Source organism: Mucilaginibacter daejeonensis, assembly GCF_020783335.1.
Lineage (GTDB): Bacteria > Bacteroidota > Bacteroidia > Sphingobacteriales > Sphingobacteriaceae > Mucilaginibacter > Mucilaginibacter daejeonensis.
Genome location: NZ_CP086068.1, coordinates 170,817 through 189,735 on the forward strand (window position 1 = coordinate 170,817; position 18,919 = coordinate 189,735).

Here is an 18,919-nt window from a genome sequence, read left to right on the forward strand (position 1 = left end):
ATATACCCGTTGATGATGTGTACCTGTCTGAGGCAGTGGTTTCTAATCTGTTTTTAATCTTTAGCCTTAGCTTTTACCTTCCCACTCGGCATAAAATTGCGTGAGGTAGCCCTCCATATACTCGTGGCGTCGCTCGGCCATTTGTTTAGCTGTAGCGGTATTCATCTTATCCTTAAGTAGCAAGAGCTTCTCGTAAAAGTGATTGATGGTAGGAGCGGTAGCATGCTTGTACTCCTCCTTGCTCATGTTCAGGTTGGGGGCGATATTGGGGTTATAGAGTTCGCGTCCCTTGAAACCACCGTACGTGAACGCCCGGGCGATACCGATGGCGCCAATAGCATCCAAACGGTCGGCGTCCTGAACTACGGCCAACTCGGGCGAATAGAATTTTTGTCCATCGAAAGTCGACTTGAACGACATGTGTCTGATGATCAGCTCCACCTGTTCGATGATGACCTCATCGGCACCCTGGCCACGTAAGAACTCTATGGCCGTACGCGGACCGATCTCCTCATCACCACCGTTGAATTTGCTATCGGCAATGTCATGCAATAACGCGGCCAGCTCTACCACCAGCATATCGGCCTGTTCGGTAGCACCTATATGTTTGGCGTTGTTCCAAACGCGCAGGATGTGCCACCAGTCATGGCCGGCCTCGGCATGTTGTAAGGTGCGCTGTACAAAGGCAGCGGTATCGTCAATAAGTTGTTGAGGGGTCATAAGCTGTTATATTTACGTACGAGCCGCAAATATAACAGCTATTGGTTTACCGGGCGTTGCTCACTCGTTGATCGCTGATCAGGTGCAGTACCTCGGTACTATCATTCTTGATCAGTTCGACCAGGTCAACCTCCAGGATCTGAGCGATCTGGTACAAACGCTCGAGGGTTATCTTCGTGTAACCTAATTCGATCTTGCTGTAGGCATTTTGTGATATATCCAGCTTCATGGCCAAATACTCCTGCGTATAATTACGATGTTCTCTGATCTTGCGGATATTCACAGCTACAGCTTTGATCTTGTTGCCAATCGCTTCCTTCACCATTCTCTTTCCTATGATTTATATTATCGGGATCTACGATAAAAAAGAGCGGGCGGTTTTAAGGTCGAAAGATTTTTAAGGTCAAAAATGTAACAAGGTCTATATGTTAGTTATGCCATATCGCCCATTAGTAGGTGGTAATGATGGCTGGTAGCAGGGTGGCCATATCCAACGGTATCGGGTTGCTGGCAAATATAGGCCGGTGAGCCCGGTTAGCATCGGCAGTTGATCTTGCCGTAGCTGCGGCCTTTGCCGTTGCGGGCGATCGGTCGAGCGTGAACGAGATCACAAAGTCATAGGTCTTCACCTCATCAGGTATCACCCACTTACGGTCCGACCTTTTCAACGCATCGATGAACGGTAAGGCGATCGAATAGTCATCAGCATAATAGACCACCACCTTTTGGATTGCGCCCTTATCATCGGCCGTGAACTTCAGTATGGCAGTGCCTGCGGCATTCTGCTTTTTCAACGCATCGGGGATCACCACGTTATTTTTAAAGAAGGTCATCATCACCTCTTTGCCGCCTTGAAATGGGAAAGCCATTTGCCGTTGTGCATGGCTTACTAAGGCACACAATACCAACACGGCGATGGATAAAAAACGTTTCATTTATTCTGTTACTGTTTTGGGTTCGCGTTTGCTGCCTTCGTAAACGGTGTATTCCAGCAGGCGGCAATCTAACTTGCCGTTATAAAATTCGATGCGGCGGCTGGCTTGCAGGCCTATTTTTTTGGCCAGGTCAGGGTTGCCGGTAAATACATAGCCGTAATATCCTTTGCATTGCTGCTTTAAAAAGTCGCCAATGCGGGCATAAGTGGCTTCCAGTTTGGTGTGCGTGCCTAAACGCTCACCATACTCGGGGTTGAACATCACTACACCTTTTTGCTCAGGTACTTCGGTATCTGCAAAATCACAAACAGCAAAGTCGATCAAATGTTCAACACCTGCCGTGCGGGCGTTCTTACGGGCCACGTCGACCGCATCGTCAGATATATCGGTGGCAATGATCTTAAAGTTGGTCTCTTTCTTGGCCTTATCCTTCAGCTTACGGCGCTCAACAAAGAAAACCTGCTCATCGTAACCCATCAGGTGCATAAAAGCATAGTTCATTCGGAACAGACCTGGATGTTTATCAGTAGCCAGCAGGGCAGCCTCGATGGCCAGCGTTCCTGAACCGCACATGGGGTTAATGAAGGTGCTTTTACGATTCCAGGTGGTGGCCATAATGGTAGATGCCGCCAGTGCCTCCAGCATTGGGGCTTTGCCCGGTATCTTACGGTAGCTGTGTTTGGCCAGGGTCTCGCCCGAGGTATCGATAAAGATCTCGGCACGGTCGTCTTGCCAGTACAGGTGCAGTACCGCTTTATTGAGTTCAGGACCTGAATTCGGCCTGATGCCTTTTTTTGATTTGATACGATCTACCACGGCATCTTTAACCTTGACGTTAGCGAACAGTGGCGTGCGAATGTGCTCATTGTTCACATTGGAGGTGATAGAGAAATAGCCTGAAAAGTCGATCAGTTCTTCCCACTCGATCTGCACCAGTGCATCGTACAGTTGCTGCGGATCTTGCGCCTCAAAGCTTTTGAGCGAATACAGGATCTGGCTGGCGCAGCGCAAATTCAGGTTAAGGGGTATACAGTCATTGACCGAGCCCTGTAGCTCAACGCCGGTCTGGAATGCCCGGGTAATGGTGTAGCCCAGTCCGGTGACCTCCTGTTGAAGATAAGGCGATAAGCGCTTATTACAGGTGATAATGATCTTACTTTCAGTTTGAAATACTTGCATGTTGAGGGCAAATTTAACAATTAAAAAAATGCCTGATTTACGATCGTAACTATTAACTTTACGTTTTATAAGCAAAGTTATGGATATTAAAGGCAAAGTACACGAAGTATCTCCGACACAGCAAGTTACTGAGTCGTTAAAAAAGAGAGAGTTGATCGTAGAATATATAGAGAACCCTCAATACCCTGAATACATCAAATTTGAAGCTATTCAGGATCGTTGTAACCTGCTGGATAATGTACGTGTTGGCGACGATGTGGAAGTGTTCTTTAACCTGCGCGGCCGTCCATGGACCGACAAGACCGGCAAGAAAAGCTACTTCAACTCATTACAATTATGGAAACTGAACGTATTGAGCGGTGGCGCAGCAGCTGCAACTCCTCAATATGCTCCTCCGGTTGATATTAATTCAGCACCTGATGATGACGATCTTCCGTTCTAAAGATCAGGATAGATATTAAAACAAGAAAAGCCGTTCAATCTGAACGGCTTTTCTTGTTTTAATATGATCTTGCTTTGGTCTTCTGCTGTCCTTCATGCTGATATACATCAGCATGACACCGGGGTGGGCCTATGAAGGGTTACGACCTCAAAAAGTCGCCTACCAATTGCTCGGCTTCGGCACAGGCGGTAGCCAGCTCGTAATTCTTTAGGATCACGTCGAAGCGGGGGGCGTAGTTCAGCTCTTTTTCGGCTTTCTCAAAACGCTCGGCCAGTTTTTCCTGGCTATCGGTACCACGGCCGGTGAGGCGTTCTTTCAGCACTTCTAACGATGGTGGCTGAACAAAGATGGCCAGGGCCTGCTCTTCGTACTTACGTTTCAGATGAAGTCCGCCTTCCACGTCGATATCAAAGATCACCGTTTTGCCTTTGGCCCAAATGCGCTCGATCTCCTGGCGCAGGGTGCCGTAAAAGGTACCGCTGTACACTTCCTCGAACTCTACGAACTGTTTCTTAGCGATCCTGTGCAGGAACTCTTCCTTGCTAATGAAGTAGTAATCTTTACCATCCTCTTCATCGCCACGAGCCAAACGGGTGGTGGCCGATATAGAGAATTCCAGCTCAGGGAACTTGCCCAGCAGATGGTGTACGATGGTGGTCTTGCCTGCGCCCGACGGAGCAGAGAATATAAGCAGTTTGCCCATTTGTGTTGGTGAGTAGTTGAATAGTGAGTAGTGAATGGTGAGTATTTGAACTGGAGAACTATTTATTCAACCAATTGACCACTCACTATTCACTGATCACTACTCCCTATAAAACATTCAATAATTGTTCTTTGATCTTTTCCAGTTCCTCTTTCATGCCTACCACCAGTTTTTGCATGGCGGCATCATTGGCTTTTGAGCCAAGGGTATTGATCTCGCGACCGATCTCTTGCGAGATGAAGCCCAGCTTTTTGCCATTGGCGTCGGCGCCTTGCAGGGTCTCTAAAAAGTAGTTGCAATGTGTTCTTAAACGTACCTTTTCTTCGGTAACATCCAGTTTATCTATATAATAGATCAGTTCCTGCTCAAAGCGGTTCTGATCAATGGTGTCGGCACCCACGGCATCGGCCAGGTACTGGTTCAGGCGTTCGCGGATCACCGGGATGCGCTTAGGCTCCTCGATCTCTACTTGGTCAAGATTTTTTAAGATGATATTGATGCGGTTAGATACTTCCTGCTGTAAAACAGCGCCTTCATCGCCTCTAAACTGCTGAAAGTTGGCCAACGCTTGTTGAAAGGTCTTCTCCACCAGTTTCCATTCCTCTTCAGATATGGTATCCTCAGTGTATTTGACCACCTCGGGAAGGCCAAGAGCTAATTGCATCAGGTTGCCGGTAGTTTCGTCCAGTTCGGTGCTAACGGCTTTAAGTTGCTCGTAGTAGTGCTTTAGTAGGGTGGCATCGATACTGGCCGCTTTTACCGCCGAGCCGCTTTGCTCTACGTTGATGCTGAGGTTCACCTTACCACGCTCGATCTGCTTGTTGCACTCGGTACGCAGTTGAAACTCTTTTTCGGAGAAAGCTTTGGGGATACGCAATGAAAGCTCGAGGAACTTGCTGTTCAGCGATTTTATCTCAACGGTGTACTTGGTGTTGCCTGAATCGTGAACGGCGATACCATAACCGGTCATGGATCTTATCATGCGCAAAGATAGCCTTTTTTTGCCGAACCCCGAACCTTGCCCGCTTACATAGTTGAATAACAGCTACCTGCGCAGGCACTAACCTTAACTTTTTTTAACAGATGGCCGGCACTATTATGAGTAACTTTACCGTTCCAATAAATACTGTGTTCAGATCAACAATAACATACTTAGGCGGCTTGCTGCTTTGCCTCATCGCCATTACTACATCGGGCCAAACGCAATTGCAGGTAACGGGTATCACGTATAATAACAAAACGTCGGGCCGGGTGGCACAGGTGAACATCACTAACCTGCAACGGCAAAGTATGGCCATCAGTAATGATCAGGGTACTTTTTCTATTGGCGCGGCTGTGAACGATACGCTTTTATTTAGTAAGGTGGGCTTTACCGAGCAACGCCTTGTTGTGAAGGATGCACAGATGCTGGTGTTCATGGTACCTGCCCAACAGTTACAAGATGTGATCGTGCGGGCAAAGACCAAACAACAGGAGCAGCATGAAACCATGGACGCTTACCGCAGCAAAGGTATTTACTATGATGGCAAACCCCCGGTACTATCGTTCCTGGCATCGCCGTTGACCGGTTTGTACGAGCTATTTGGTAAGGAGCCGGGCCGCGCTCGCCATTTTGCACAGGTGATGAAGCGCGAGAACCAGCAGACCGAGATCAACAAGCGCTACTCGCGCGAGTTAGTGAAACGCGTGACCAAGCTGCCCGATAATGAGGTAAGCATCTTTATGCTGGCCTACACTCCGCCATATCCCGAAATGCTCAAGTGGAACGATTACGAAATGATCCAATTCATTAACCGATCGATGCGTGGCTATATGGCCAAGCGGCCCGAAACTTCATTGACCGGAACTTCCAAAGATTAGTTCTTGCCTTCGGGCAACATCACTATGATGGCCGAGCATTTATCTTGCCCATCAAATTCAAAAGCTATACCGGCTGCTTTATCGGCATACACCTCATCCTTCGCAATGGGCGATTCAGCCTTTTCCAGGTGAGGATAAATCTTTTCGATGGCGGCTTTATCTGCACCGGTCATGATCCCATCGGCGGTCTTGAACCATGGTGAGGTAACGCGGATCTGTTTAACACGTGCTCTTTCGTCGGCCGTGCCCATTTGCCTCGATGCAAAAATGGTGGTGCTGGCTTTGGCGGTATCATGACCTGTATACCAAACCGAGGTCGACTTACCCATAGCGGCATCGCCTCCGTCGGGTTTGCCCAGCCGGGCGATCACCTGGTCCATATCTTCATCTAAGCGAGTTTGGCCTATGCTTTTACCCGGGACGATCAGATGGTCGGCCGCCACTTCTGCTTTTGTAGGCTCGACTGTGGTGGCCTCTGTTTTAACTATCGTGGTATCCTTGTCACGGTCCGATCGGTCGGACGGTTCGCCGCAGGCCGACAATAGGGCCAGCGCCGGTATCATCAATATCCTGTAACGCATGGATTAACTACAAACCAGCGTGGCAAGTGTTCGGTATGCAACCAAAATACACTTGCTTTGTATTACTACAGCAATGAGTACCAAAGGGCAGCAGATCATAGGCGAGTGGTTCGGCCGTAAAGGCTGGTATCAGTTCCCGTTCCAGCAGGAAATGCAGGATGCGTACCTGGGCGGTTACTCAGGTTTGCTCAACGCGCCTACGGGTAGCGGTAAAACCTTCGCGTTGTTCCTGCCTTTCTTAGTGGGATACATCGATCAGTACCCTGACACTTACCAAACCCGTTCCAACAACGGCTTGCTCATGTTGTGGATCACCCCATTACGGGCGCTCACCAATGATATACGTAAAGCCATGCAAGAGGTATGCGATGAGCTGGGCATTCCCTGGCGCATAGGTACCCGCACGGGCGATACCTCTGCAGCCGAAAAACAAATGCTCCGCAAAAAGCTACCCGAGGTACTGCTCACCACCCCCGAAAGCCTGCACCTGATGCTGGCCCAAAAGGATTATCCCAAGTTGTTCACCAACCTGCAGGTGGTAGTGATCGACGAGTGGCACGAACTGCTGGGTACCAAACGTGGTGTACAAGTGGAACTCGGCCTTTCGAAACTGCGAGGTCTCTCTTCCGGCTCCGCAACTCACACCCCGGCCCTCGCTGCTCTCAAGACCTGGGGCATCAGTGCCACCATTGGCAACCTCGAACAGGCTGCCGATGTGCTTTTGGGGAACAACTTTCCGCGCGATAGGATGCGGATGGTGAGGGCCAACATCAGTAAGAAGCTCGACATCCGCTCGGTTATCCCTAAAGATGTGGAGAACTACTCGTGGACAGGGCACATCGGCCTCCGGCTTTTACCCGAGGTAATGGAGATCGTGGCCGCCAGCAAGACCACGCTCATCTTTACCAATACACGGGCGCAGTCAGAGATGTGGTACCACGCCATCCTCAACAATTACCCCGAATATGCAGGGATCATGGCCATGCACCATGGCTCGTTAGATAACGACCTGCGCAATTGGGTAGAACAGGCGCTGCATCAGGCTATCTTAAAGGTGGTGGTCTGCACCTCGAGTTTAGATCTTGGGGTCGATTTCAGGCCTGTAGATACGGTGGTGCAGGTAGGCAGCCCGAAAGGGGTATCACGCTTTATGCAGCGTGCTGGTCGTAGTGGTCACCACCCCGGTGCGGTATCAAAAGCTTATTTCATCCCCACGCACTCACTCGAATTGCTTGAGGGGGCTGCCCTAAAACAGGCCATCGGCAATAGCCAGTTCGAGAGCCGCGACCCCATGTTGCTCTCGATCGATGTGCTGATCCAATACATGGTCACGCTGGCCGTGTCTGACGGTTTCCGTGCCGATGAATTGTTCGACCAGGTGAAAAGCACCTTCGCCTTTGCTGACCTCCGGCGCAGCGAATTTGATGAGTTGCTGAACTTCATTACCACTGGTGGGGCCACGCTATCGCAATATGATGAGTTCTTGAAAGTGGAATTTGAGGACGGCTTATATAAAGTAAAAAGCCGGAAAGTGGCCATGCGTCATCGTCTTAGCATCGGCACGATCACCAGCAACGTAAGCCTGAGGGTGAAGATGCTCCATGGCAGTAACTTGGGTTCTATAGAGGAAGGCTTTATCTCGAGATTAAAACCAGGTGATGTTTTCTGGTTCGCAGGACGAAGCCTCGAATTCGTTCAGCTAAAAGAGATGACGGCCTTTGTTCGTAAATCGAACAAGACCAAAGGCATGATACCGAGCTGGGCTGGAGGGCGCATGCCGCTATCGTCGCAACTATCGGCTGTGTTGCGCGATAAGTTGGACGAAGTGGCTCATCACCTGGAAAAAGATGAGGAAGTGGTGGCCTTGCGCTCACTGTTCAACCTGCAGGAGCAGCTTTCGCACCTGCCCCGGCGCACCGACCTTTTGATCGAGACCTTCACCTCGCGCGATGGTCATCACCTGTTCATGTACCCTTTTGAAGGTCGATTGGTGCACGAAGGGATGGCTTCGCTGATCGCTTACCGTTTCAGCAAGATCAAAAAGGGCACGTACAGCATTGCGATGAACGATTACGGCTTCGAGCTGCTGACCGATGAGCCCATGCCACTGATGGAAGCGTTGGAAGAGGACCTGTTCACCATACATGACCTGATCGATGATATTCAGCAGAGCCTGAACGCTAACGAAATGGCCCGCCGCAGGTTCAGGGATATAGCTAACATAGGCGGACTGGTCTTTACCGGGTACCCTGGCCAGCCGGTAAAGGGCAGGCACCTGCAAGCCAGCACCGGGTTGCTATTTGACGTGTTCAGGGAGTATGAGCCCGATAACCTGTTGGTAAGGCAGGCCTATAACGAAGCACTGGCTTTCCAGTTGGAGGAGTTCAGGTTGAGAGAGGCGTTGTTGCGCATACAAAAGCAGGAGATCGTGATCAAAGAGATCGAGCGGCCCACACCGTTCGCCTTCCCGATCATGGTAGACAGGTTGCGCGAGAAGTTAACGATGGAGACCCTGGAGGAACGTGTGGCCAAAATGGCGCGCCGTTACGATGCATTTGAGGACGACGATGAAACTGAGCCTGCTCCGGAACCAGCCAAGCCTAAGCTCAAGCGAAAAAGATAATTGGGAAATTTTGCCACGATCGCTGTAAGTCCCTTTTACGGTTTGGGGAAATGATCACACAGCATTTCACATTCCATGACCACAAAGATGTGTTTTCAGCGTCAGACAGGCCATTTTTAACTGTGGAATAAGGTTTGTATTAACCTACGCATATTGATTAGACCCCAAACCTCATGATGACCTCTTTAATATTGACCCTGATCGTTGTAAATGCCGGAGTGATCGTGAACAACAAAGTTCGCATCGTTAAATAAAGCTACTGCTTCTTACCTGTCACAAGCGCTGATCTGACCTTTTGCGGAAGAGAACTGAACACCAGTTCATAAGAGTGGTCGATCATTTCGCATAGCTGTTTGTGGGTCAGGCTGCCATCCATGTAGATGGTGTTCCAGTGCTTCTTGTTCATGTGATAACCAGGTTGCACCTCGGCATACTGTTCGCGCAATTCGATCGCCTTTTCAGGGTCGCACTTTGCGTTGAAGCGGTTGGCCTGGTCAAGGCTGGTAAGCAGGTAGATCTTACCGCCCACTTTAAACACAAGCGTTTCCTCGCCAAAAGGCATACTCTCCTCGGTGTGTGGCTTTTGTAAACAATAGTCGCGTAGTTCTTCAGTATTCACAGCTTTTCTGCAATTAATTACCTAGTTCTTTTTGCATTTCCTGTTGCAGCTCGGCCGAGTGGTCTTGCAGCTTTTGCTGGGCAATGGTCATGCCTTTTTGCTGTAGCAGGGCCAGCTTACTGTTCATCTTTTTCCCGGCAGGGGTGAGGTAGAACTTCGTGATATCCTTCAATTCTTCCTCCGTGAATTCTTCAGCATATACCTTAGCAAAATCGTCCTTTAATGACGTATAGCTCATGTATTTGCTCAAGAAGCTCAGCATCACGGTCCTGAACTTGTCCTTCTTTTCGGGAGGAACGTTGGCGCTGAGCGCCGATACGATGTTGGCATATATGCCGCCTGTTTGGGTTTCCAGCCCGCTGGCATCCAGCAAGGCGTTGGCGGCAGCAACTCGGCCGGCCGATATGGCAGGCGTAGCAGTTTTTACCTGAGCATCGGCCATCAGGCATACGAATAGCAGGGGTAATAATGAACAGAGGTATCTCATATCTTCACAAAGATCTTACGGTTATACATGATCCAAAGGATGATCATCCAAACCAGTACATAACAAATGGCCCAGGCCAGTGAGGCGTTCAGGGGTTCAAAATAAGGCTCGAAGAACTGCTGATATAGCTTACTGCTCAAGCTGGTCTCCTTACCTTGATAGTTCACCTTGATCTTGTTCATGGCCCTGGCCGATAGCCCCGAACCTACGAACACCGTAATGGCATTTACGCCATATACCAGGAACGGTTTAGTGAACCGGCGGTAGCCCTTCACATCAATAAGCCAGTAACACAGTGCGAGTGCCCAAATGGCCAAACCTCCGGCGTATAGCACGTACGAGCTGGTCCACAATGATTTATTGATGGGGAACCAGATGTTCCATAGCTGCCCCAGTACGATGCCCGCCAAACCGGCGATCAGCAGGTAGGTAAGTTTCTGGTTATCGGTGCGGTCCTTGCGTTTGAGCAGGGTGCCGGTGAGGATGCCCATTAAACAAGTGCCTATGGCCGGCATGCTGCTTAACAGACCTTCAGGGTCCCAGGTCACGCTGGCCTTCCACAAGTGCGCAGTGGTAAATACGGTGCGATCGAGCCAGGCGCCGAGATTGGTCTCAGGCTGCAGGTTTGGTGCGCCGTGGCCGGGTACCGGTACCATGGTCATCAGTACGAAGTATAGTATCAGCACCAACGGCAAAATGATCGCCTGGGCACGGGTGCCACTTTTAATGTAGATCAGACTGCTGATCAGGTAAACGAAGGCGATCCGTTGCAGCACGCCCGGTATACGGATAGTGCTCAGGTCCCAGATCCAAAAGGTGGACATGAACAGCCCCAGCCCGAAAATGATAAGCGCCCGTTTGAGTGCCTTAAGCATCAGCCCGGTGTGGTTGGCCGGGTCGGCCTTTTTGGTCTCCATGGCGTAAACAATGGATACGCCCACAATGAACAAAAAGAAGGGGAACACAAGGTCGGTAGGGGTGCAGCCGTTCCATTCGGCGTGTTCGAGTGGGGCGTAAATGTGGCCCCAACTGCCCGGATTGTTCACCAGGATCATGGCCATCACCGTGATCCCCCTGAAAACATCCAGCGATAACAGGCGTGGTTTGGCGGCAAGTGTGTGTTGTTCGGTCATATAAAGGTGCTTAAATATAGGCATGTTGTTTATAGCAAACAATTCGATACCTTTAAACTTATGCCGAACGCTAACCTGACCAAGTTGCTCGATCTTGCACAAAAGCCGCAACGCCTCATCATAGGACTCATGTCGGGCACCTCGCTCGATGGGCTCGATATCGCCCTTTGCCGTTTTGAGGGCAGCGGATACGATACCCGTTTCCATTTGCTCGAGTTTACCACAGTGCCATACACGGATGACTTGAAGATCGACATCCGGGAGGTGTTCGCCAAAGAACAGGTAAGCCTCGAGAAGTTGTGCTTGCTCAATGCTTCCATAGGCAGCCTGCATGCCTCCATGATCCTGAAGGCGCTTGAGCAATGGGGGTATACCCCTCAAGAAATAGACCTGATCGCCAGTCACGGCCAAACCATCTATCATGCGCCTAAACGCTTGCATCAGCAGGAGGGCTATCCCAATGCCACGCTACAGATCGGCGACGGCGACCATATAGCCGTAAGTACAGGCATCACCACCATCAGCGATATGCGCCAAAAGCATGTGGCCGCCGGTGGCGAAGGTGCCCCGCTGGCTCTTTACGGGGATGTGCTGCTGGGCAGCCACCCTACCGAGAACCGCATCTTACTTAACATGGGCGGCATATCCAACCTTACCTGGTTACCGGCCAGCAAGCAGGGTATTATTTGTACCGATATAGGCCCGGGCAATACGCTGATCGATGGCGCTTGCATGCAGTACTTCGACCGCCCGTATGATGAGGATGGCCGTATCGCGCTGAGTGGTAAGATCAATGAGGCACTACTTGCCGCTTTGTTGGACCATCTCTTTTTTGCAGAGCCAGCTCCCAAGACCACCGGCCCGGAGCTATTCGGGCGTAAGTATGTGACCAATGCGCAGGAACGGGCCAATGCCCTGGATGTTGCGCCGGAGGACCTGGTGACCACACTGAGTGCATTTACCGCAGAGGCGATCGTCAGGTTCGTGAAGGGAAATATCCGTGAGCCTGTTCATCTGCTATTTACCAGTGGAGGGGGCGCGCGTAACCCTTATGTGGTGGCCTACCTGCATAGGTCGCTGCCTGGCGTCAAGGTGGCCGATACCGGCACGATCGGCATCAATGCCGATGCCAAGGAGGCGATCCTATTTGCGCTGCTGGCCAATGAGGCGGTAGTGGGCGAGCCCCTACAGATCGGCGACGGACCGGCCGTGCTGATGGGTAAATTCAGCTTCCCGTTATAGGAATGTGTCCATTATTAAATTTGTAATAGACGGTCGCATTGTGGCATAGGCGGGTGCGATAGCGACAGGTTGATACACCAATGCCGTGTTACATCTGCGTGTAAAAGTGTTACATCAGGTGTTACATTTCAGGTTTTTGTATGCTTTTTCTGGAAAAAGTTGGGTTTTTACAAATTTCGCAACGCCAAAAAGTGGGGAAATTTGGGGAATTCTGTTACAGCGTGTAACACCTTTTTAGTACACGAAGGGTCGCCTTTCAAGACATCGTATTAGTGCTCTTCTGCAATGAACACGTAGGGCTCATCGAACCGCAGGGTAAAGAAACCATCGGCCTCAGTGCGGTAGTATCCATCCTTTACATGGGTAAGTCCTTCGGTGATCAGTCCCGTTGCTTGGCTTAAGATGCGTACGGGTTCACCGGCAGGTTTCCACTTGCTAAAGCCCGGCGATACCGCATAGATCTTTTGCCCGTTATGCAGGATCACCATGTTGATCTGGCTGGCATAGCGTTCAAAATTGTTCACCTCGAACTCCTCGGTCACGATATTTACCGCCGGGTAGCCATGGCTTACCAAATGATCGATACCTGCTTCCAGCCAGCTCGCCCCGTTGGGTGCGATAAGCTTGATGTTGTCTTGCGGAAGCTCGTGAGTATCGTCAGTGATCAGCGCATCGATCTTGATCCCGTAGGCGGCCAACTGCTCGGCCACGGGCGGGGTGGCGATCAGCGTGGGGCTCCATTCCAGCAACTGGCCAAATTCATCGTCACTTAAATGCCCCAGGCCTAATACCAGTAAGGCCGGTTCCTGTTTTTCGCGTACGATGTGGTGTGATGACATGATGCTGATCCTCCCTTGTGCCGTAATTGACCATAAAGCCCTAAATTAGCTGCGGTCAACGGTGCCCAAATATAGAATGAATAATACGCAAACCCAACCTGCTGATGTGGCGCTGCTGGTGCATACCTGCGATCGCTACCGCTTTTTGTACCAGGGGTTCGCTTACTTTTTTCGAAAGTATTGGGACCCGGCCGTTAACTGCCGCTGTTACTTTGCCACCGAGGAAGCAGAGGTATCTATCCCCGGATTTACTACCATCTACTCAGGAAAGGGCGAGTGGGCCGACCGGTTACGCTTTTTGTTAGAGCAGCAGATCACCGAAAGATATGTGATCTATATGCAGGAAGATATGTGGCTCAACTCCCCGGTAAGCAGCAGCTTTTTTAACCAGCTATTCGATCTGATCAGCCTTAACAGCTGGAAACAGGTGAAGCTGGGTAGCTCGTCTGTTTATCATACCCGGCCTACCGACCAATATATCGATGGATTCAACATCGCCTTGCTGGATAATCAGGCGTCGGGCTACCTGATGTCGCACCAGATCACGGTTTGGAATCGCGAATTCCTGATCAGACAGTTGTATAAGGGTGAGCATCCCTGGCGCAATGAACGCCGTGGCACCAAGCGGCTCAAAAAGCTCGACCCTCAAATTTACCACGCCGACTATTTTGCCGAGAACGGCGAACCTCCGATCAACCAGAATTACCCGGGCATCATCCGTAGTGGTTACCGCACGGTATCGGCCAACAGCATGCTGCAAGACAATGTGCTTCCCTACGTGACCGACCTGCAACAGGCCGGTCCATCCGAACAAGCCTACGCTGCCGAACTGCTCCACCACCACCAGGCCCAACTTACCCACGACGGCCTACCGAAGCCCCGCAAGGAGGATATTTTTAAGAAGATCAAGAAGTTCTTCAAGGGCTGAGGGGCAGCAGACCTGCTTATCAAGAACCCGTCATGCTGAACTTGTTTCAGCATCTCACATGCTAAGTAACGAAGCGGTTCTTTGCCCGATGTTCACCTGTCCTGAGAGATGCCGATATGCATCGGCATGACGGGGTTGGGAGTTAGCGTGTTGATCAGTTACAAATTGTCATGCTGAGCATAGCGAAGCATCCTATCGAGCAACGTGGTTGATCACGTGTATAAGATGTTTCGACTACGCTCAACATGACAGGGTGGTGTGTGTGTTATGCTGAATATTTGTGTCATGCTGAACTTGTTTCAGCATCTGACATGCACGGTTAGCTCGTCGTTCACTTGTCCTGAGAGATGCCGATATGCATCGGCATGACGGTTGGGAAGGGGTGGTCCTAATAACAAAATTGTCATGCTGAGCGTAGCCGAAGCATCCTATCGAATTTACAGGTTAACCGCATGTATAAGATGTTTCGACTACGCTCAACATGACAGGGGTGGAGTGTGTGTTATGCTGAATATTTATGTCATGCTGAACTCGTTTCAGCATCCCTCATGCTAAGTAATGAAGTGGCTTGTCGTCCACTTGTCCTGAGAGATGCCGATATGCATCGGCATGATGGGTGGGTGGGGAACGCGTGGCTCAACATGATATAGCTGGAGTGTCCTTACTCCTCAACGGCAGCCAAAGCGCTTTTGCTCAGGAGCTTGGCGCTTTCGGCCAGTTTGATGAATTCGGCGCGATAGCCTTCGTGGTCGGTGCCTTTGCCTGAGCGGGCCAGTTTGATGGCGTCATCGTAGCGGGCTCCTTGCTTGAATTCCGAATCGCGCAGCAGCATACCGATCTCGGCCACGGCGGTCGCAAATCTCATATCTGTAGAAGCTGATGAAAGTTCGACCGGTTTGTCCATCACCGTTACCTGGCTCATTTTGCTGGTATTACCGTCAGGTTCTTTGTAACGGAACTTGATGGTCAGCATTTCGGCAGATGAGTTACCAGCGGCGGTAGCAGGTTTGTTCTTTTGATACTTAAGCGGGTCAACGCTGTTGGTAAAGCGGTCCTTTACCCCGGCAGGGATCACCTCGTACAGGGCGGTCACGTTGTGGCCTGCACCCATATCGCCGGCGTCTTTCAGGTCGTTGTTAAAATCTTCTTTGTTGAGCATGCGGTTCTCATAACCGATCAGGCGGTACGAGGCCACTTTGGCCGGATTGAACTCCAACTGCAATTTAACATCCTTGGCCACGGTGAACAAGGTGCCACCAAATTCGGTCACCAGGGTCTTACGGGCCTCGGTAATGTTGTCGATGTAGGCATAATTGCCGTTGCCCTTATCGGCCAGTACTTCCATTTTGCTGTCCTTATAGTTGCCCATGCCGTAACCCAGTACCGACAGGAATACGCCGCTTTTGCGTTCCTGCTCGATCAGGTGCTCCATATCGTCATCGCTTGATGCACCTACGTTGAAATCGCCGTCGGTGGCCAGGATCACACGGTTGTTTCCTTTTTTAATGAAGTTCTGCATGGCGGTGCGATAGGCGAGTTTAATACCCTCACCTCCGGCGGTAGAACCTCCGGCCTGTAGTTTGTCGATCGCATCTTTAATGGTGGTCTTTTGATCGCCCGGGGTCGATGGCAGCACCAGTCCGGCAGCACCGGCATATACCACAATGGCCACCTTATCAACAGGGCGCAGCTGATCTACCAGCATCTTGAGCGACGCCTGCACCAACGGAAGCTTGTTAGCGCTCATCATCGATCCCGAAACATCGATCAGGAACACGAGGTTAGAGGCAGGTAAATTCTTGGTCTCCACCGTGCGGGCTTTAAGTCCTATGCGCAGCAGGCGGTGCTGTGGGTTCCATGGCGCGGCCGATAGTTCAGTATGGATGGCCACTGGGGCGCTGCCGGTAGGCGCAGGCAGATCATAATTAAAGTAGTTGATCATCTCCTCGATGCGGATAGCATCCTTAGGCGGCAACTGCCCGCCGTTGATAAAGCGGCGGATGTTGGTGTAAGAGGCAGCATCCACATCTATCGAGAAGGTTGAAAGTGGGTCTTCTGTAGGGTTCTTAAAGCCGTTCTCAGTGATGCCTTTATAGCTTTCAGTGTTTTGTTGTGGGGACAGGTAGCCGTAAAGGTTGCTAGTGGTACTGGATATCCCCCTGATCCTAACGGTCGGCGAGGCACCTACGGCTACGCCTGCCGCGCGGCCCTGCAAAACTTGCGGAGCAGCCATTCTCACCGTCTCAACAGAAGCGGTGGTGCTTATCTTTTTTTGTGGCGAGTATCCTACCACTACCACGTCGTTCAAATGGGTAAGGTCGGGTGCCAATCGTACGTCGATCGTGCCAGCCTTACCAGCCACGATCTTTTGTGTGCTATACCCAATGAAGCTGAATATCAAAGTTGATTTCCCTTCGGGCGCGGTGATGCGGTAGGCTCCGTTGGCATCTGTTTGGGTGGCATTGTGATTGCTTTCTACCGTTACCATCACACCCGGCAGCGGTTGTTTATTACCGGCATCATAAACATGGCCGGTAATGATGCGGTCGGCTGCTTGTACCGAGGTAACGCCGGCAATGATCAAAAGTAATAGGATGATCTTTTTCATGACTGTTGTTATTTAGATATATCCTAATGATGCAGTAGGTTGGGCGTTTCCATAAACCATTTTAAAAAATTATTTTACCGGCTTAAACATGAGTTGGTTCAGTAGTCAAAAAAAGCCCGATCATACGGCTGATGACGCCCTGCTGCAAAGCTACCGGCGAACGGGAGAACTGGCGGTACTGGGCCAACTGTATGAAAAGTATATGCCGCTGGTATACGGCGTGTGCCTCAAATACCTGCATGATGAAGAGCAAAGCAAGGATGCCGTGATGCAGATATTTGAGGAGCTGATCGTGAAGGTGACCAGGCACGAGGTAAAGCAGTTCAAGAGCTGGCTGTATGTGCTGAGCCGTAATTTTTGCCTGATGCAATTGCGTGCTAACAAGGGGCACACCACGTTAAATATCGATGACGTTATGGAATTTCCGTTCGTGATGCATCATGAAGATGACGGAACGGAACGCGAGGCCGACCTGACGCAACTGGAGCGGTGTATGCAGAAGCTATCGCCCGAGCAGCGGCAAAGTGTCGATTTGTTCTACATTAAAGAAAAGTGTTACAAGGAGGTGGCCGAGCTGACCGGACACACCCTTAACGAAGTAAAAAGTTATATACAGAATGGTAAACGTAATTTAAAGGTCTGTTTGGAAAATAACCGTGAGCGCTGAAAGACCCGACATATCACTGATCAGGAAGTACCTTAACGGGGAGCTTGACGCCCGCGCCATGCACGAACTGGAGCGGCAGGCACTTGACGACCCTTTCCTGGCCGACGCATTGGAAGGGTATGGCCAGGCTGGAAAAGACCAGCAGCCTGCGCTGAATGACCTGCAAAGCCGGTTACAGCAGCGCATCAAACCTGAAAAGAAACGTGTGGTACTTTGGCCGCGGCTTGCGGTGGCGGCATCAGTGCTGGTGTTCGTTAGTGTGGGTGCCTGGTGGTTGCTCAATTATCGCCCGGTGGCCAACAAGCCCGGCCTACCCGCGCAAGACAGTACCGGGGTGAACGCGCTTGCCACGCCGCCACAATTACCGGCACCTAAACCGGTGGTGCCCGATACCTTATCGGCCAAGGATCAGCTCCCAAAGGTAGCCGTAACGCGAACACCATTCACCACTGAACGTGGCAATAGCACACTTCGTACCGATGCGCCGGTCATGGCAGAAAGCAATGCAAGCCCGGTAGTAGAAAGTGATGAAAAGGCGATCACTGCAGACAGTACTTTACTGGCAAGTGTGCCTCAACGGTCCAACACATTGGTGCGGATGCGTGGAGTAAGCACATTAGGCCATAATAAAACAACTGCCGATGGTCTGAAAGACAGCAGCATGCTATCGCGCGCGGGCTATAACAGCCTTGTGGCCGAAAAACGCACAGGTGCTTTGCCAAGCCAGCTTCATGAAGCATTGACCGGCAGGGTGGCCGGTATGCAGGTGAATACCACCGGCCGTAAACCTACTGATAGCGTGAAGATGATCATGGGGCAGGTAGTGGCGCTGAACGATGGTAAGCCGGTACCCGGCGCACGCATCACCGCGCAAGGTAATGTCAGCAGTGCTGCCTATAGTGATATGAACGGCTATTTCAAGATACCCGCCAAAATGAACGACGAGATACAGGTGAACTATCTGGGTTATGAATCGCAAACGTTAAAGGTACATGATGCCGATCCAGTGAAGATCGCCTTAAAGGATGACCATCGTTCGTTAAGCGATGTGGTAGTGGTAGGTTACGGAGGGGCCAAAAAGATAAAACAACCTAAAGAGGCCCACCCTTTTAACGGTTGGGACGCTTTTCGCAATTATCTGAAAAAGGGAGCCACAGGTTTTACCGGAACGGTAAAGCTGAGCTTTGTGGTGAACACCAACGGAACGTTAAGCGATATCAAGGTGATCAAAGGCGTAGACGCTGAGACCGATCAAAAAGCTATAGCCCTGATCCAGAACGGGCCGCGCTGGATAGCCAACGTGAACGGCAAGCCCGAGACCGTAAAGGTGAGCATCAAAACAGGTAAGTGATC

The 18,919-nt window shown here is 50.8% G+C and carries 19 protein-coding genes; 7 read left to right on the forward strand and 12 right to left on the reverse strand.

Going from position 1 to position 18,919, the window contains the following annotated elements:
* Nucleotides 1-66: 66 nt before the first annotated feature.
* From LLH06_RS00775 to LLH06_RS00790, 4 genes are all read right to left on the reverse strand, one after another.
* Nucleotides 67-720, reverse strand: a complete 654-nt coding sequence (locus LLH06_RS00775; protein WP_228171330.1) for an HD domain-containing protein — start codon at nucleotides 718-720, stop codon at nucleotides 67-69.
* Nucleotides 721-766: 46 nt separating this feature from the next.
* On the reverse strand, nucleotides 767-1,045 hold the full coding sequence (locus tag LLH06_RS00780) for a helix-turn-helix domain-containing protein (protein ID WP_228171331.1): 279 nt from the start codon (nucleotides 1,043-1,045) through the stop codon (nucleotides 767-769).
* Nucleotides 1,046-1,169: 124 nt separating this feature from the next.
* Entirely contained in the window at nucleotides 1,170-1,655 is a 486-nt protein-coding gene (locus LLH06_RS00785) for a hypothetical protein (RefSeq protein ID WP_228171332.1), read from the reverse strand.
* Nucleotides 1,656-2,834 (reverse strand): THUMP domain-containing class I SAM-dependent RNA methyltransferase, encoded by a 1,179-nt coding sequence (locus tag LLH06_RS00790; protein WP_228171333.1) that lies wholly within the window; start codon nucleotides 2,832-2,834, stop codon nucleotides 1,656-1,658.
* Nucleotides 2,835-2,913: 79 nt separating this feature from the next.
* Between LLH06_RS00790 and LLH06_RS00795 the strand changes: the two genes are divergently transcribed.
* On the forward strand, nucleotides 2,914-3,276 hold the full coding sequence (locus LLH06_RS00795) for a DUF3127 domain-containing protein (RefSeq protein ID WP_228171334.1): 363 nt from the start codon (nucleotides 2,914-2,916) through the stop codon (nucleotides 3,274-3,276).
* Nucleotides 3,277-3,415: 139 nt separating this feature from the next.
* On the opposite strand, the gene gmk is transcribed toward LLH06_RS00795, so the two are convergent.
* Together gmk and LLH06_RS00805 are read right to left on the reverse strand one after the other, a co-directional pair.
* Entirely contained in the window at nucleotides 3,416-3,979 is a 564-nt protein-coding gene (gene gmk / locus LLH06_RS00800) for a guanylate kinase (protein WP_228171335.1), read from the reverse strand.
* Between the two features lie 106 nt (nucleotides 3,980-4,085).
* Nucleotides 4,086-4,961, reverse strand: coding sequence for a YicC/YloC family endoribonuclease (locus LLH06_RS00805; RefSeq protein ID WP_228171336.1), 876 nt, complete (start codon nucleotides 4,959-4,961; stop codon nucleotides 4,086-4,088).
* A gap of 101 nt (nucleotides 4,962-5,062) precedes the next feature.
* Between LLH06_RS00805 and LLH06_RS00810 the strand changes: the two genes are divergently transcribed.
* Nucleotides 5,063-5,839, forward strand: a complete 777-nt coding sequence (locus LLH06_RS00810; protein WP_228171337.1) for a hypothetical protein — start codon at nucleotides 5,063-5,065, stop codon at nucleotides 5,837-5,839.
* Here LLH06_RS00810 and LLH06_RS00815 read toward each other — a convergent pair.
* On the reverse strand, nucleotides 5,836-6,420 hold the full coding sequence (locus LLH06_RS00815; protein WP_228171338.1) for a hypothetical protein: 585 nt from the start codon (nucleotides 6,418-6,420) through the stop codon (nucleotides 5,836-5,838). The two genes, LLH06_RS00810 and LLH06_RS00815, sit on opposite strands and share 4 nt — an antisense overlap.
* A 73-nt stretch (nucleotides 6,421-6,493) precedes the next feature.
* On the opposite strand from LLH06_RS00815, the gene LLH06_RS00820 reads away from it, so the two are divergent.
* Nucleotides 6,494-9,043 carry a ligase-associated DNA damage response DEXH box helicase gene (locus LLH06_RS00820; RefSeq protein WP_228171339.1) on the forward strand — a complete coding sequence of 850 codons (2,550 nt, stop codon included), beginning with the start codon at nucleotides 6,494-6,496 and terminating at the stop codon, nucleotides 9,041-9,043.
* A 256-nt stretch (nucleotides 9,044-9,299) separates the two neighbouring features.
* On the opposite strand, the gene LLH06_RS00825 is transcribed toward LLH06_RS00820, so the two are convergent.
* Genes LLH06_RS00825 through LLH06_RS00835 form a run of 3 tightly spaced genes read right to left on the reverse strand, consistent with a single transcriptional unit; the run spans nucleotide 9,300 to nucleotide 11,282 of the window.
* Nucleotides 9,300-9,662, reverse strand: a complete 363-nt coding sequence (locus tag LLH06_RS00825) for an MmcQ/YjbR family DNA-binding protein (RefSeq protein WP_228171340.1) — start codon at nucleotides 9,660-9,662, stop codon at nucleotides 9,300-9,302.
* 13 nt (nucleotides 9,663-9,675) lie between these two features.
* On the reverse strand, nucleotides 9,676-10,149 hold the full coding sequence (locus tag LLH06_RS00830) for a DUF2059 domain-containing protein (RefSeq protein ID WP_228171341.1): 474 nt from the start codon (nucleotides 10,147-10,149) through the stop codon (nucleotides 9,676-9,678).
* The gene (locus tag LLH06_RS00835) at nucleotides 10,146-11,282 is read right to left on the reverse strand and encodes an acyltransferase family protein (RefSeq protein WP_228171342.1); all 1,137 of its coding nucleotides are present in this window, start codon (nucleotides 11,280-11,282) and stop codon (nucleotides 10,146-10,148) included. Before LLH06_RS00835 ends, LLH06_RS00830 begins: the two co-directional genes overlap by 4 nt.
* A gap of 60 nt (nucleotides 11,283-11,342) precedes the next feature.
* Here LLH06_RS00835 and LLH06_RS00840 point away from each other — a divergent pair, with 60 nt between their 5' ends.
* Nucleotides 11,343-12,524, forward strand: coding sequence for an anhydro-N-acetylmuramic acid kinase (locus tag LLH06_RS00840; protein ID WP_228171343.1), 1,182 nt, complete (start codon nucleotides 11,343-11,345; stop codon nucleotides 12,522-12,524).
* Nucleotides 12,525-12,793: 269 nt separating this feature from the next.
* On the opposite strand, the gene LLH06_RS00845 is transcribed toward LLH06_RS00840, so the two are convergent.
* Entirely contained in the window at nucleotides 12,794-13,363 is a 570-nt protein-coding gene (locus tag LLH06_RS00845; RefSeq protein ID WP_228171344.1) for a thiamine diphosphokinase, read from the reverse strand.
* A 76-nt stretch (nucleotides 13,364-13,439) separates the two neighbouring features.
* On the opposite strand from LLH06_RS00845, the gene LLH06_RS00850 reads away from it, so the two are divergent.
* On the forward strand, nucleotides 13,440-14,291 hold the full coding sequence (locus LLH06_RS00850; protein WP_228171345.1) for a hypothetical protein: 852 nt from the start codon (nucleotides 13,440-13,442) through the stop codon (nucleotides 14,289-14,291).
* A 661-nt stretch (nucleotides 14,292-14,952) separates the two neighbouring features.
* Here the strand turns inward: LLH06_RS00850 and LLH06_RS00855 are convergent.
* Entirely contained in the window at nucleotides 14,953-16,899 is a 1,947-nt protein-coding gene (locus tag LLH06_RS00855) for a vWA domain-containing protein (RefSeq protein WP_228171346.1), read from the reverse strand.
* 88 nt (nucleotides 16,900-16,987) lie between these two features.
* Here LLH06_RS00855 and LLH06_RS00860 point away from each other — a divergent pair, with 88 nt between their 5' ends.
* The gene (locus tag LLH06_RS00860) at nucleotides 16,988-17,566 is read left to right on the forward strand and encodes an RNA polymerase sigma factor (protein WP_228171347.1); all 579 of its coding nucleotides are present in this window, start codon (nucleotides 16,988-16,990) and stop codon (nucleotides 17,564-17,566) included.
* Nucleotides 17,556-18,917, forward strand: coding sequence for a carboxypeptidase-like regulatory domain-containing protein (locus tag LLH06_RS00865; RefSeq protein WP_228171348.1), 1,362 nt, complete (start codon nucleotides 17,556-17,558; stop codon nucleotides 18,915-18,917). The genes LLH06_RS00860 and LLH06_RS00865 overlap by 11 nt, the downstream gene beginning before the upstream one ends.
* Nucleotides 18,918-18,919 lie beyond the last annotated feature (2 nt).